The following is a 14,400-nucleotide window of genomic DNA, read 5'->3' as shown; positions in this document are numbered from 1 at the left end:
TCCTGCTACTCTATACTTTTGATGAACCGGTCCAGGCCCGCGCCGCCGGTAACCCGGATCCGCGGCAACCTGTACAAATCCATTCCGGGTTTTATTTTACCATATTCTGTCGTAAAAGCCAGCTGAACCCCAGCTTCCTGTAAAATTTCTACGGCGTGATCGTTCACGTCGCCAAACGGATAACAGTAGACGAAGCCGCCGTCGACATATTCCAGCGACTGCCGGGTATCCGCTACGCCCTCATCGTGATCGACGCACAGGATCCGTCCGCCATGGCCGGCCTTGCATCCGCCCTGATGCATCAGGAAGGAATGCGACTGCAGCTCTAAGCCATCCTCGCGCATCTGAAAAAACTCATACGGCAGCTGCGGATTCATCCAGCCCGTGATCAGAAACAGCGTCGCGTTATAGCCGAAATCCTTTAATACCGGATAAGCATATTGATAAACCCTCGGATCGCCGTCGTCGATCGTAATCGCGACCGATTTCTCCGGCACATCCGCCCAGCCTTTCATCATCATTTCCACTTCGCGCATCGTCAGCGCGACGTAGCCGCCCTCCTGCAACGCCTGCAGCTGCCCGCGGAATTCCTCCACCTCGACGAAATTCACGTTTTCGCGGCTCTGACCCTCGGCTTCACTGTAAAAGAAGTGATACATCAGCACTGGCAGCGACGTAGCCGCCGGTCCGCCACTGCCTGGCCGGGCGATCGTTTCTTCAACCTGAGCGGAATCCACCCAGACGATTCGTCCCTGCAGCTCAACGCCGTAAGCGCCGTCCTTCTGGGCATACACCAGCCATTGCTGATCCGTGCTGGTCGTCAGGATCGTTTCGCCGTTGTCATCCAGCATCCGGGTGCCGGCCTTCAGCTTCACCGCAAAATCCTTTTCCAGTAAATGATTGGTCGGATTCAGCCAGCGACCGGAAGGCGTTACCTCCAGCGCGTTGACCAATACCTGCGCACCGCCCTCCTGATCCATTCCATCCAAGGGCAGATATTGTGAAGTGATCAGATTCGGATCGTTGATTTCTTTTAACTGAACCAGCTGCCCCGGCTGCAGCACGGCAAACGGTTCCGGTTTGCCGCCGTTCATCACGACGAGCTCCACCGGCTGATCGCTGCTGACGCAGCGGCCGTTGCATTCTTTGACATGCGCCAGCTGTTCCTCGCTCAGCGAGCTTGTCAGCACGGCGTTGTCCGCATTTTCCAACTGACCGGCGTTGTTCTTGGGGGTGCGGGAACAACCGCTGATCAGCACGCTCAAACACAGAAATCCCAGTATGGAAACCAGGATTTTTGTGCGGCGTGAATTGTTATTTCTTTTCCTTGAAATCGGCATCGACGACATTGTCATCCTGAGCGCCTGCGCCCGCATCAGCACCCGGAGCACCCGCCTGCTGCTGATACATCGCCTGAGCCATATCGTTGGCTGCCTTTTCAAGCTGTTCCATCTTGGTCTTCAGCGTGTCGATATCGTTGTTGTCAATTGCCGTGCGCAGTTCGTCGCGCAGCTTCTTGACTTCTTCCTTCTGCTGATCGGTGACGTTCGCGTTTTCCGTATTCAGTGTTTCGTCGATCTGATTGATGAACGCTTCCGCGCGGTTCTTCAATTCGATTTCTTCTTTGCGCTTATCGTCTTCCGCCTTGTGATCTTCCGCCTCACGAACCATCCGATCGATTTCTTCATCGCTTAATCCGGAAGAGTTGGAGATGGTGATCGACTGGGACTTGCCTGTGCCCTTGTCCTTCGCTGAAACGTGGACGATACCGTTGACGTCAATGTCAAAGGTAACTTCGATCTGCGGAACGCCGCGGCGGGCCGGTGCGATGCCGCCTAACTGGAAGTTGCCCAGCGTCTTGTTATCGTTGGCCATCGGACGTTCGCCCTGCAGGACATGGATATCAACCGCCGGCTGATTGTCCGCCGCTGTCGAGAAGACCTGGCTCTTGGAAGTCGGGATCGTTGTATTTCTTGGGATCAGCACGGTCATGACGCCGCCCAGCGTTTCGATACCTAAGCTTAACGGTGTAACGTCCAGCAGTAAGACGTCCTTGACGTCGCCGCTGATGACGCCGCCCTGGATCGCCGCGCCCAAGGCTACGACTTCATCCGGGTTGACGGAACGGTTCGGTTCCTTGCCTAATTCCTGACGGACAGCTTCCTGAACCGCCGGGATTCGGGTTGAGCCGCCGACTAACAGGACCTGATCAATATCATTCTTGGTTAAGCCGGCATCCTTCAATGCCTGACGAACCGGAACAACCGTGCGGTCGACCAGCGATTTGGTCATCGCGTCAAACTGCGCGCGGGTCAGCGTCGCTTCAAAGTGCAGCGGTCCGGCTGCGCCGGCGCTGATGAACGGCAGGGAAATCTGTGTCTGAACCATACCGGACAGATCCTTCTTGGCCTTTTCCGCCGCTTCCTTCATTCTCTGCAGCGCCATCCGGTCCTGCTTCAGATCAATACCATTTTCTTTTCTGAACTGATCTGCCATCCAGTCGACGACCACGTTATCGAAATCATCGCCGCCTAAATGGTTGTCGCCTGCGGTTGCCAGAACTTCAAAGGTGCCGTCGGCCAGATCCAGAATCGAAACGTCGAACGTACCGCCGCCCAGGTCAAAGACGAGGACTTTCTGTTCCTTGTCAGTCTTGTCGATACCGAATGCCAGCGCTGCCGCTGTCGGTTCGTTGATGATCCGTTCCACTTCCAGGCCCGCGATCTTACCGGCGTCTTTCGTCGCCTGACGCTGCGCGTCGTTGAAGTAAGCCGGAACGGTGATGACGGCCTTGTCGACCTTCTCGCCTAAATAGCTTTCCGCATAGTCCTTCATGTAGCCTAAGATCATCGCGGAAATTTCCTGCGGCGTGTATTCCTTGCCGTTGAGCTGAACTTTCTCATTGGTGCCCATTTTCCGCTTGATCGAAATAATCGAATCCTTGTTGGTGACGACCTGACGCTTCGCCGCATCGCCGACGATCCGTTCGTTGTTCTTAAACGCGACGACGGACGGTGTGGTGCGGTTGCCTTCCGGGTTGGTGATTACTTTGGCTTCGCTGCCTTCCATGACGGCGACGCAGCTGTTGGTTGTACCTAAGTCAATACCGATAATTTTTCCCATAATAGAAATCCTCCTTATTTATTTACACATTTTCACTTATTTGCTTATTCGCTGACCTTGACCATCGCGGCGCGCAGGATTCGGTCTTTTAACATGTAGCCCTTCTGCAGCACCTCGGTGACGTGGTTGGGTTCGACGCCCTCGACCGCTTCCATCATCAAAGCCTGATGGAAATTCGGATCGAATTCCTTGCCCTGCGCTTCGATCTCGCTCACGCCCTCTTTGGTCAGCGCGTGAATGAGCTGCTGATAAATCATTTCCACGCCTTTGCGGTAGCTTTCGGTTTCCGGCGTCGGCTCGATTGCCAGCGCCCGTTCCAGATTGTCCAGAACCGGCAGGATATCGAGCGCGAAACTTTGGATCCGGTATTTCCGGGTTTGCTCGGCTTCCTGCTGAAGACGCCGCCGGGTATTCTCCGTATCCGCGTAGGCTTTCAGGTATTCGTTCTTCAGTTTAACGTTTTCCCCTTCCAGCTCGCTGATCCGTGTCTTCAGTTCTTCAATTTCATTTTTCTTGGAGAAGAAGCCTTTCTTCTTCTCGTCTTTCTTGTCTTCCTTTTTTTCTTCCGGCTGCTCCGCCGCTTCTTCCGCGGCCGGCGCTTCCGGTTCCACCTGCGGGCTTTCCGTCATTTCTTCGGTCTCGCCCGGCGCCGCAGCCGTTTCCGGTTCGGCGTTCTGCTCGTCTTTTTTCATTTCTTCCTGGTTATTCATGGCTGCCTCCTTTTCCGTATAAACTCTCGATCGACTGACTGACCATTTCCAACAGCGAAACAATTTTGTCGTAATCCATCCGGGATGGTCCGAAGACCATCAGCTGGCCTTCCTCCTCGGAACCAAGCTTGAACTTGCTGGTGACGACGGCCATGTCGTTGACCCATACCAGCTGGGCGTTTTCGTTCATCTTCAGCGCCAGCTCCGAATTGGTTGTGGTGCCGATCTGACGCCACAGGCTCGGGTTCTCCATCATCGTCATCAATTCCTTCAGCTTTTCAATGTCGGCAAATTCCGGCTGGTACAACATGTTGTTCTGGCCGCTGAAATATACGTTCTCGCTCGCGAACTTGACAAACGCGTTGACAAACGCCTGAAACAACATTTCATGCCGTTTGACATGCGCCGCCAGGATCGGTTTGATCGAATCCATCTTATCCACGACGTCTTTGATCAAAGTGCCCTTCAATCGGTCGTTCAGAATCTGGCAGCAGGTTTGGATATCGTCTACTGACAGGTCGTCGTCGAACTGGAACGTCCGGTTTTCCGTATGCCCCAGATCGGTAATAAAGACTGCCACAGCACTTCGGTTGCTGATCGGGAACAGCTTGACATGCTCCAGCCGCTGCCGGCTCGCATCCGGCCCCAGCACGCCGGAAGTCAGGTTCGTCATCTGCGAGAGGATGTTGCAGCTCTCGCGGATGGCATCGTCCAAATTCAGCGGTTTGCTGGCCAGCTGCTGGCGGACTGCCACTTCCAGCTGGTTATCGACCTTGTGTTCCATCAGATGTTCGCAATAGAACTTATAGCCTTTTGTGGAAGGCACGCGGCCGCTGGAGGTATGTGTTTTTTCCAGCAGTCCCATTTCTTCCAGGACCATCATGTCGTTGCGGATCGTTGCGCTGGAGTAAGGGAGCTGATACTTTTCCATCAGAGTCTTGGAACCGACCGGCTCGGCTGTCTGAACGAACTCGTCGACAATGGCCTTGAAGATTTCAATCCGCCTTGGTGTCAGCATCATCCCGCCTCCTTTAGCACTCTTTCCCGATGTCTGCTAACAGTATAATCCAGCTTGTTAGCACTGTCAAGTTAAAAGTGCTAATTTTTTTCAAGTTTTCAAGCTTATCGCTGTTCGACTTTCAGCTTGGGACTCATACACTTTACCAGGAGGCTTTTTGCCTATGAAAAAAGGAATGACAATCATCTTTTTCACGCTGCTGGCCGCGCTGCTTTATTATGGATCGGTAACCTACCAGGCATCCTGTCAGGCGTTGTCGATTTGGTTTGAAAAACTGGTGCCGTCGTTGTTTGCGGCGATGGTCGTAATCCGCATCCTTGATGGTCAGGGATTGTTAGCCGCCCTCTCAAGGCGGCTGTTTGGATTTACCGAGCGCTTGTTCCGCATCTCGCCGGCCGCTTTTTCCTTAGTCTTCGCTTCCTTCTTTCTCGGCTCGCCCGCCGGACAGATCCTGATCGACGATTATGTGCGGGATGGCCGGCTTTCGCAGGCTGAGGGGCAGCGGCTGGCTTGCTGCGTTACGGTCAGCACGCCGTCGTTTATCTTGATCACCTGCGGTTCGGTTCTGCTGCGATCCTTTCAATACGGCTTGATGATCTGGCTGGCGGAATTCTTCGCCGTGATGCTGCTGCTGTTCTTTACGCGCAAGACGCCCGTTGCGTTGCAACTGGATCCGCGCGGATCCGTTCCTTCCTTATTTGAGAATTTAAAAGACGCGGTTGTCCAGGCCGGCGTCAGCTTATATTTCATCGGGGCGTATCTTCTGCTGACACTGGTACTGCTGAATTTAGCGACGATGAAGCTGCCTGCTGCCTGGCATCTGCCGATTCAGTGCGTGACCGAGTTTTCCTTAGGCACCAACAATCTGGCGCTGCTGCCGCTGGCCGTGCCCCTGAAAGCGCTGCTGATGACGCTGGTGCTGGGATTTGCCAGCTTCAGCGTGCATCTGCAGGTCCTCTCGCTCACGCCGCATCTTCATCTGGCTTATCTGCGTTATCTCGCTTACCGGCTGATGCAGACCGGCCTGGCCGGCGGTCTCTTCCTCTTCTTGATGATGCTGCAAAGACTGCGCGGCTGATCATTGCTTTCATTTGTCCTTTCTGGCTTAAAACCACAGGAAAACCGCGGCGAATTTCCTTATTTTCGGATCCGCCGCGGCTCTTTTTATTTTCCAGCGCTCGTCTGAAGCCTCTGTCTGTCTAAAATCTGGCCGGGTGATTTTTCAGCCCCCATTTTCAGCGTTATCCTGATCAATGGAACCGCCTGTAAAATCCTGTACTGTTTGTTTCAAAGCCTGCGTTCCTTCTCACCCGTCCTGCCTGCGGGCAGTGAAGTCTGCCGCGGCGGTTTTTCCCCGCTGGGAAATCGCCGTTATTCCCCACCGGTTTTCTTTTTCAGCGGGTTCAGCTCTTCTTCAACCTCATTGATGATGGCTTCCGGGATAAACTTCGACAGATCGCCGTTGTTCAGCGCGATTTCCTTGGATACGGACGACGATAGAAAGGAATACCGCGGCCGGGCAACGAAGAACACCGTTTCAATCGTCTCATCCAGAAACATATTGGCCGTCGCCTGCTGCAGCTCATATTCATAATCCATGACCGCCCGGATGCCGCGGATCAGCACCTGCACGCCGATCGACTTTGCAAATTCCACCGTCAAACCATGGCCGACCACAACTTTGACATTCGGCAGATCGCGCGTGATCTCCTGCAGCATCCGCACGCGCTCTTCCTCAGTAAAGGCGTTGCGTTTGTTCGGATTCTTCATGATCGCAATGATCAGCTCGTCGAAGACCGACGATGCCCGCGTGATGATGTCCAGATGACCATAGGTCGGGGGATCGAACGATCCCGGATAACATGCTCGTTTCATAGTTCTGTTTCCTTTCGATAATAACTGATGCGGCTGATGCCGTAAGTTGCTTCCTTGACGCGATGCAGCTGATGGTAGGCCTCGTCAAACTCGTCTTCCTTTAGACTCTCCAGAATCACCTGTCCGTGATCGCGGATCAGATTTAACGCGTCGAGCTGCTGCATGATCTTGTGCAGCTGCTGCTTCTGATAAGGCGGATCCAGATAAACCAAATCCAGTTGAACACCCATGCCCGCCAATCGTCTTAACGCCGCGAAGCTATCGCACTTCCAGACGTCGCACTGCGCTTCAACCTGAAGCGAAGCAATATTGGCTTTGATCACGGCCGCCGCGGCCGGACTGCGGTCGACAAAATAAACATGCTCCACGCCTCGCGACAGCGCCTCCAGTCCCATTGAGCCGCTGCCCGCAAACAGATCCAGCATGACGCCGCCGTCAAAATACGGGCCGATCCGGCTGAATACTGCTTCCTTGACCTTATCCAGCGTCGGCCGGGTCTGATCGCCTTTGGGCGCCTGAATCAGCCGGGAACGAAATTTTCCTGCAACAATTCGCATTTTTTTACTCCTTGTGTGTATAAAGGACGGAAAACTCGGGCAAGATACTAGTGCATCGAAAGATGCTATCCCCCAATCTTTGTTTCTCCTCTCCCTTTCTTTGGAATTCCCGAGTCGCTTCGGGAATTCTTTTCTTTCTTTTTTCCAATCGCCGGCTTTTCCTATAAACAAGCATCGTTAAGCCCGCTCCGCTTTCTTACATCGCCATTTTTCCTACCAGCGTTGTCCTTCGCCGTTTATGCCGGCCCGCGTTTAACGTCTTATTCTATCTTCCCCTGACGGTATTGCGAGATCACCGCCTGGCCCATGCCAACCGCCACCATGACGGACAACGTACTGGAACCCCCTGCGGAAATCATTAACAGCGGCACGCCCGTCAGCGGGATCAAGCCGGTTACGCCGCCGACATTGAACAAAAAGTGAATGAAGAAATACATTGAAACGCCGATCAAAACAATCCGCCCGCGCTGACTTTTCATCCGGATCGCGTAGATAAACATCCGCCCGACGATCAGCGCATAACAGATAAAAATCAATAAGAAACCAAAGATGCCCAGTTCCTCGACGACGATCGCCAGGATAAAATCCGTGTTCGCCGCCGGGAAGTTCGTATACTTCTGAATCGACTTGCCATACCCCACGCCCTGCCATCCGCCGCTGGCAAAGGACACCAGTCCGTTGATCAGCTGGAAGCCCGTGCCGTATTTATCCGCAAATGGATTCATCGCCGAGGTGAAGCGGTTGATCTGATAGTTCTTAAACGGCAGCGCTTCGATCAGGTGTTCGCCCATTGGCGACAGGATCCATACGATCAGCACAACCCCGATGATCAGCAACATCACCAGCATCTTCTGCAGCCGTACTAACGAGGGATGGTAGGGGATCAGAAAACAGATGCACGCGATCCCCGCCATGACGATCGCCGAACCGAAGTCCGACTGCAGGATTGCGACGATGAAGCAGAAGCCCCCGACGATCAAGAGCGGGTTGCGCATCAAGTCTTTGGCCGTCAGCTTCAGGTTGCGGATATCGCCCAGATATGTCGCCATGACCATGATGATGACAACCTTGGAAAACTCCGAGGGCTGGATCGTGATCTCCTGGCCCGGAAAGGGAATTTTGATCCAGGCCCGTGCGCCGCCAACCTCCCAACACAGGGCTAACAAAAGCAGCACCAGCGTCAGGCTGACGATCGGCGTAATATTTTTCTTCATACGTTCAAACGTAAACCAGCGTGCCATCGTCACCATGCCCAGATATCCCAGAACCGTGAACGCCAGCTGTTTCATGATTGTTTTCATCAGCGTCATCACGTTGCCCGATGCCAGACCCATCGTTGCCGAAGCGACCATGAACAAACCGAACACCGCTAAAATCAGCGTACAGAGATGGATGATCAAATCATACCGGTACGGCATCCGAAAAGAAGTCTTTTTTTTCTGCGTCAAATTCATCCGCCTCCTGGTGACATTTTACCATAAATCCCAGCCCTGCACAAAAGAATTGAAGTTCTGTTTTTGACAATCAAAGGACGTGACGAGGAGACTGGTTTTGAATAGAATAAAGGAAAGAATCGTCAAAATTGGGCTGTTTCTGGCAGAAAGAAGAAAAAGAAAGCGCTTAAAAATCAATTTATGGAAAGCTTTCGTCAAATTTTCCTTTCCTTCTTTGCATTTCTTGAGTATTATATAAAGTGAGGTAGATTTTATGAACATAAACATGGATACCATTGTAAAGGACAATGACGCCCATCTGCGCGATAAATCAGCGCCGGTGTCTTTGCCGTTGTCCGAAGAAGATAAAAATACGTTAATGGAGCTTTTAACCTACGTCAAGGAATCGACGGATCCCCAGTTGGCGGAAACCAAGAATCTGCGTCCGGCGGTGGGCATCGCGGCGATTCAGATCGGCATCCCCAAGCAGCTTCTGGCTGTGGTTGTGGATGAAGAAGATAAAAACGGCAATCCGATTCATTACGAATACGCGCTGGCCAACGCAAAAATCATTTCTCAGTCTGTCCAGAACTCCTATTTGAAATCCGGCGAGGGCTGCCTGTCCGTTCTCGACGATCATCCAGGCTACGTCATCCGCAGCGCACGGATCAAGGTCAAAGGCTACGATATGCTTCAGGACCGCGAGGTGACTTTCCGGGCATCCGGGTATGTGGCCATCGTCCTGCAGCATGAGATCGACCATTTCAGCGGCATTCTGTTCTATGACCGGATCAATCAAAACGATCCGTATGCTCCCGTTGAAAATGCGATTGTGATCGAATAATTCCGTTTTTCGTTCCTGCCGGTCTTTCCAACGGCGTTTCCCTTTATAAATAAAATCAGAAAACTCATCGTTTTTGGCTGCCGCGGGGAGCTGAAATTCATTTCAGGCCATCCCGCGGTTTAGCCGTGAAATCGTCTCCCCTGCCAAGGGATTAGCAAAGAAGCGAACATCAATCATTAAAAGACAGGTGCATTGTTTTTTAAGAATAAAGAAAAGAGGTAAATAATGAAAGAAAATACTGCAGCGACGCCTGCAAAAAAAGCACCGCGTAAATCAACTCCCCGCAAGAAGTCCATTCCTGCGGGCGCCGTCAGCGAGGTCGTCGAAACTCCGTTTCATCGGGATACCGACACGCTCATCTACGCTCTGGGCGGTTTGGGTGAGATCGGTAAAAACATGTATTGCTTTGAGCATCAGGATGAAATTATCATCGTCGACGCCGGCGTCCGGTTTCCGGAAGAAAATCTGTTAGGCGTCGATTACGTCATTCCGGATTATTCCTATCTGATTAAAAATCAGGCGAAAGTCAAGGCGTTAATCATTACGCACGGACACGAGGATCACATCGGCGGCATTCCGTTTTTCCTGCAGTCGATCCGGCTCGATAAAATCTACGCGCCGCGCTTCGCCTGCTCCCTGATTCAGAAAAAGCTGGAGGAACGGCGGATGAGCCGGCAGGTCAAGCTCGTGCAGATCAACGAGGATTCGCGGATCACGACCAATCATTTCCAGGTCGGCTTCTTCAACACGATTCACTCGATCCCGGATTCTCTGGGAATTTTGATCAACACGCCAAACGGCCGGATCGTGGAGACCGGCGACTTCAAGTTCGACCTGACCCCGATCGGCACCAACAGCGATTATCAGAAAATGGCATACATCGGTCAGATCGGCGTCAGCCTGCTGATGAGCGATTCGACCAATTCCGAGGTTTCCGGCTTCTCGATCAGTGAGAAAAAAGTCGCGAAATCCTTATTGGAAATCACCCGCAAAACGCCGGGCCGCTTAATCGTTTCCACCTTTGCCTCCAACGTTAACCGCGTCGGTCAGATTCTGGAAGCGGCCGTAGCCTGCGGACGCAAGGTCGCCGTCTTCGGGCGGTCGATGGAAAACGTCGTGCAGATTGCACGCAAGCTCGGCATCATCGCCATTCCGGAGAAGCATTTCATTACGCCGGACCAGCTGAATTCGCTGCCGGCCAGTAAGATCTGCATCGTCTGCACAGGTTCCCAAGGCGAACCGTTAGCGGCGTTAAGCCGGATTGCCAACGGTACGCACCGCTGGATTAAAATCATTCCGGGCGATACCGTCGTGTTCTCGTCCAATCCGATCCCGGGCAACGCGGTCAGCGTTTCCCAGGTCGTCAATCAGCTGACGCGGGTCGGCGCCAACGTGCTGGTCAACAGCCCGCTGACCTCCCTGCATACGACCGGCCACGGTTCCCAAGAGGAACAGAAGCTGATGCTCCAGCTGATCAAGCCGAAATACTTCATGCCGGTGCACGGCGAATACAAAATGTTGAGGATCCATGCGGAGAGCGCGATTGAAACCGGCGTCCCGCGCGAGAATACGTTCATCTGCGCTAACGGCGACGTGCTGGTGCTGCGCGACGGCGAAGTCTTCCAAGCGGAAACCCGCATCCAGACCGACGATATCTATGTCGACGGCAACGATATATCCGGCTTGAGCACAGCGGTGCTGCGCGACCGCAAGATTCTGGCCGATAACGGCTTAGTCGCGGTCATCGTCACGATCGATTCGCGCACGAATAAAATTCTGTGCCGGCCGAATATCGTTTCCCGCGGCTTCGTCTTCATCAAGGAAAGTCAGACGCTCTTGAAGGAAGCGGAAATGATCGTTTATGAAGCTTTAAAGAAAAAAATGATGCAGAAAACGACCTTCGGCGAATTAAAGAATTGTATCCGCAGTTCGCTGGAACCGTATCTGTATAAGAAGACCAACCGCAATCCGATCGTCATTCCGGTGATCCTGAACCAGAAGGCCGCAATGCTGCAGATGCAGCAGAAACGCGAAGCGGCCGCTGCGGCGCATAAGGATGAGGAAGGCGCGGTAAAGCGGACACGCAAGCCGAGAAGCACACCGGCAAAAACAAAAAAAGCCCCGGCTGAAAATGGCGAAACACCAAGCCGGACACATTCCAAAACGAAACAAAACAACGCTGAATCTTAACGATCGGCGTTTTTTCTGTTCACATTTAAAGAAATCAGGAGGTTTATGATGTTTTATCTCATTCGTCATGGTTCTGCGGATTATACAGAAAAAGACACAAAAATTTATCAGGGATTCGGCAATCATCTCGCGCCCCTTTCCGTCAAAGGCATGCAGGAGATCGAAATGACAGCGGCCGATCCCCGGCTTGCCCAAGCCCGGCTGATCTTATCCTCGCCTTACACCCGTGCTTTACAAAGCGCCGCGATTCTTTCCCGCTGCTTCCAGATTCCGCTGCAGGTAGAAACTGATCTGCACGAATGGGTGGCCGATCAAACCTACGTTTATTTACCGGACGAGCAGGCAGCGCGGCATTACGATGAATTTCAGGTCTGTGGCGGGTTTTATCCGCCCGGCGAAGAAAAAGCCTGGGAATCCCTTCCCGCGATGCGCCGGCGCATGATCCGTGTCTTGCGGCGTTATTGCGGCCTGGGAGACATCCTCGTTGTCTGCCATGGTCTGGTGATCCAGTCACTGTGCGGCTTCCATCCTGAAAACGGGGAGATCGCGGCATTCGATCTTGATTCCTGCATACGTGATCAAAATACAGAACAAAGCAAAGGATGAAGTAAAATGAATAAATTTAAAATTGCGCTGGTTCAGCACAAAACGAAAACAACCGACGTTCAGGAAAACACGATGCTTGCACTTCGCTATATCGCGGAAGCGAAGCAGGCGGACGCCGACTTTATCCTGTTTCCGGAGTGCTTCCTGACAAGCTATGCGTTTCCTGAAATCTGTGAAACCCTTACGCCGGTGGAAAGTCTGGAAGACGCCCCCAGCTTCCGCGCCTGGTGTGAGAACGCCCTGACGGATGAAAGCGCCGCATTGAATATAATCTGCCAAGCCGCAAAACGCCATGCCATCGGTGTGGAAATCACGGCTTTTACTCAAGGGAAGAAATATCCTCAAAACAGCGCTTATCTCATCGACCGAAACGGTACGGTGCTCATGAAATACAGTAAAGTGCATACCTGTGATTTTTCGTTTGAGCGTTATCTCGAGAGCGGCGAAGAATTCAAGGTCTGTCATTTTGAGGATCTCTGCCTTGGCACGATGATCTGTTACGACCGGGAATATCCGGAAAGTGCCCGGGAGCTTATGCTTCAAGGCGCCGAGCTGATCTTAATTCCCAACGACTGCGGCGATATCAAGCCGTTCCGCCTTCAGGAGCTTTCCGTAGCGGCAATGCAGAACCAGGTCGGCGTCGCGATGGCGAATCCGCCGGGAGAAAAAGCGGGATGTTCGTGCGCCTTTCATCCCCAGGTCTGGGATTGCCAGGATAACTGTCTGACAGTAGCGAGCGAAACGGAAGACGGTCTGGTCTATGCAACGTTTGATATCGACGCACTGCGCGCCTATCGAAAGCGGGAAGATCTGGGCAAATACAGAAAAGTTAACGCCTACCGCCATCTCTGCCGGAAATAGTCAATCGCAATTATTCTATTTCAATGACGTTTAGTATGGTCATCAGTAAAAAACGGATTTCTCCCCTTCGCTTCTGTTGGCGATGGAAATGAAATCCGTTTTCTTTATCGTGTTTCGCTGCTGAAACCGAAGATCACATCCGCTGGCCCCTGTTGATCGCACGCCCCAATCACCGCGTGAGCGCGCTTGAGGATTTCCGGCTTGGCGTTGGCCACGGCATAGCTGAGGGGAAACTGTTCAAACAAGCACAAATCGTTCAGATCATCGCCGAAGACTGCGATCTCTTCTTTCCGCAGCTTGAGGATTTCCTGCAGCTGTGTTAACGCGGAGGCTTTGTTGCAGGTGATCGGAAGCACTTCCAGATTATGCGTAAACGCCGAAGTCAGCGCGATCTGCGGTATGTCGTCGATCTGACCGCGGATCTGATGCAGAGCGTCCAGCGACGCGCTGCGCATCTCAACCTTAAAGATCGGGTCGGCGAGTTCTTCCAGTCTTTCGAATTGCCGATAATCCGCTTCAAACTGACTCAGCGGCGTGTTCTGCGGAGTTTTGCCGCAGCCAGGAACTGTAAAATAGCGCCGATAGTGCTCCTCTACGGGCAGAAATGTATATTTCAGCTCGCCGCTGTACAGCGTGGTCAGCACCTCGGGATGTCTCAGTTTGGGAAGCAGACGCTGCACCAGATTCTTATCCAAGGCCTGAACGGCCCGAACCTGTCCTTGCGGATCGCGCAGCTCCGCGCCGTTGAGATCGATCATCCAGCCTTCGACCTTGGAGCCTTCCAGAATCCGCCGGGCAGCCGGAGCGTTGCGGCCGGTTGCCGCGCAGAATTCAATCCCATCCGCTTTCGCTTTGCGCAGAGCTTCAGCGACACGCGGATAAATCAGCTGAGTGCTGCGCTCTAAAATCGTTCCGTCAAAATCACATACGATTAACTTGATCATCTTATTTCCTCATCCTGTTCGTTTTTTTTCTTTGATCCTGCTTTTCATTTTAGCGGAGAATGTCAGAAAAAAACAGCCCTTTCGGACTGTTTTCAGCTTATTTTGGTTCTATAAATTTTGGTGTTGGTGGAAACCAACGCCTTTTTTTCTTGAGCATAAAAAAAGAGACATAGGTAAGAATTTCCGTTACAATAAAGTTACCACACAATATAGAAAGGAAATCTCACTATGTCCATTAC

13 protein-coding genes are annotated in these 14,400 nt (G+C 52.6%); 5 read left to right on the top strand and 8 right to left on the bottom strand.

Annotated features, from left to right (window positions below):
• Positions 1-5: 5 nt before the first annotated feature.
• The 4 genes from BQ7364_RS08105 to hrcA are packed head-to-tail and all read right to left on the bottom strand — an operon-like array spanning position 6 to position 4,851.
• Positions 6-1,355 (bottom strand): polysaccharide deacetylase family protein, encoded by a 1,350-nt coding sequence (locus BQ7364_RS08105; protein WP_159432777.1) that lies wholly within the window; start codon positions 1,353-1,355, stop codon positions 6-8.
• The gene (dnaK, locus tag BQ7364_RS08100) at positions 1,315-3,123 is read right to left on the bottom strand and encodes a molecular chaperone DnaK (protein WP_072684256.1); all 1,809 of its coding nucleotides are present in this window, start codon (positions 3,121-3,123) and stop codon (positions 1,315-1,317) included. The genes BQ7364_RS08105 and dnaK overlap by 41 nt, the downstream gene beginning before the upstream one ends.
• A 44-nt stretch (positions 3,124-3,167) precedes the next feature.
• Complete coding sequence (grpE, locus tag BQ7364_RS08095) at positions 3,168-3,833, bottom strand: nucleotide exchange factor GrpE (protein WP_195548416.1); 666 nt, start codon at positions 3,831-3,833, stop codon at positions 3,168-3,170.
• A complete protein-coding gene (gene hrcA / locus BQ7364_RS08090; RefSeq protein WP_072684255.1) occupies positions 3,826-4,851 on the bottom strand; it encodes a heat-inducible transcriptional repressor HrcA in 1,026 nt (341 codons plus the stop codon). Before hrcA ends, grpE begins: the two co-directional genes overlap by 8 nt.
• Before the next feature lie 163 nt (positions 4,852-5,014).
• On the opposite strand from hrcA, the gene BQ7364_RS08085 reads away from it, so the two are divergent.
• Complete coding sequence (locus tag BQ7364_RS08085; RefSeq protein ID WP_072684254.1) at positions 5,015-5,929, top strand: hypothetical protein; 915 nt, start codon at positions 5,015-5,017, stop codon at positions 5,927-5,929.
• Positions 5,930-6,222: 293 nt separating this feature from the next.
• On the opposite strand, the gene coaD is transcribed toward BQ7364_RS08085, so the two are convergent.
• From coaD to BQ7364_RS08070, 3 genes are all read right to left on the bottom strand, one after another.
• The gene (gene coaD / locus BQ7364_RS08080; RefSeq protein WP_072684253.1) at positions 6,223-6,726 is read right to left on the bottom strand and encodes a pantetheine-phosphate adenylyltransferase; all 504 of its coding nucleotides are present in this window, start codon (positions 6,724-6,726) and stop codon (positions 6,223-6,225) included.
• Positions 6,723-7,454, bottom strand: a complete 732-nt coding sequence (gene rsmD, locus BQ7364_RS08075; RefSeq protein ID WP_255524715.1) for a 16S rRNA (guanine(966)-N(2))-methyltransferase RsmD — start codon at positions 7,452-7,454, stop codon at positions 6,723-6,725. The genes coaD and rsmD overlap by 4 nt, the downstream gene beginning before the upstream one ends.
• Before the next feature lie 89 nt (positions 7,455-7,543).
• Positions 7,544-8,737, bottom strand: a complete 1,194-nt coding sequence (locus BQ7364_RS08070) for an FtsW/RodA/SpoVE family cell cycle protein (RefSeq protein WP_072684252.1) — start codon at positions 8,735-8,737, stop codon at positions 7,544-7,546.
• A gap of 253 nt (positions 8,738-8,990) precedes the next feature.
• Here BQ7364_RS08070 and def point away from each other — a divergent pair, with 253 nt between their 5' ends.
• From def to BQ7364_RS08050, 4 genes are all read left to right on the top strand, one after another.
• On the top strand, positions 8,991-9,560 hold the full coding sequence (def, locus tag BQ7364_RS08065) for a peptide deformylase (protein WP_072684251.1): 570 nt from the start codon (positions 8,991-8,993) through the stop codon (positions 9,558-9,560).
• Positions 9,561-9,785: 225 nt separating this feature from the next.
• Entirely contained in the window at positions 9,786-11,750 is a 1,965-nt protein-coding gene (rnjA, locus tag BQ7364_RS08060) for a ribonuclease J1 (RefSeq protein ID WP_139248599.1), read from the top strand.
• A gap of 48 nt (positions 11,751-11,798) precedes the next feature.
• Positions 11,799-12,356: a histidine phosphatase family protein gene (locus BQ7364_RS08055; protein ID WP_072684250.1), complete on the top strand. Its 558-nt coding sequence runs from the start codon at positions 11,799-11,801 to the stop codon at positions 12,354-12,356.
• A 6-nt stretch (positions 12,357-12,362) separates the two neighbouring features.
• The gene (locus BQ7364_RS08050; protein WP_072684249.1) at positions 12,363-13,217 is read left to right on the top strand and encodes a carbon-nitrogen hydrolase family protein; all 855 of its coding nucleotides are present in this window, start codon (positions 12,363-12,365) and stop codon (positions 13,215-13,217) included.
• A 104-nt stretch (positions 13,218-13,321) separates the two neighbouring features.
• Here BQ7364_RS08050 and BQ7364_RS08045 read toward each other — a convergent pair whose 3' ends face one another.
• On the bottom strand, positions 13,322-14,161 hold the full coding sequence (locus BQ7364_RS08045) for an HAD family hydrolase (RefSeq protein WP_072684248.1): 840 nt from the start codon (positions 14,159-14,161) through the stop codon (positions 13,322-13,324).
• Between the last annotated feature and the right edge of the window lie 239 nt (positions 14,162-14,400).

The organism is Holdemania sp. Marseille-P2844, from assembly GCF_900120005.1.
Taxonomy (GTDB): domain Bacteria; phylum Bacillota_I; class Bacilli_A; order Erysipelotrichales; family Erysipelotrichaceae; genus Holdemania.
This window is presented reverse-complemented; position numbering and strand designations above follow the sequence as displayed.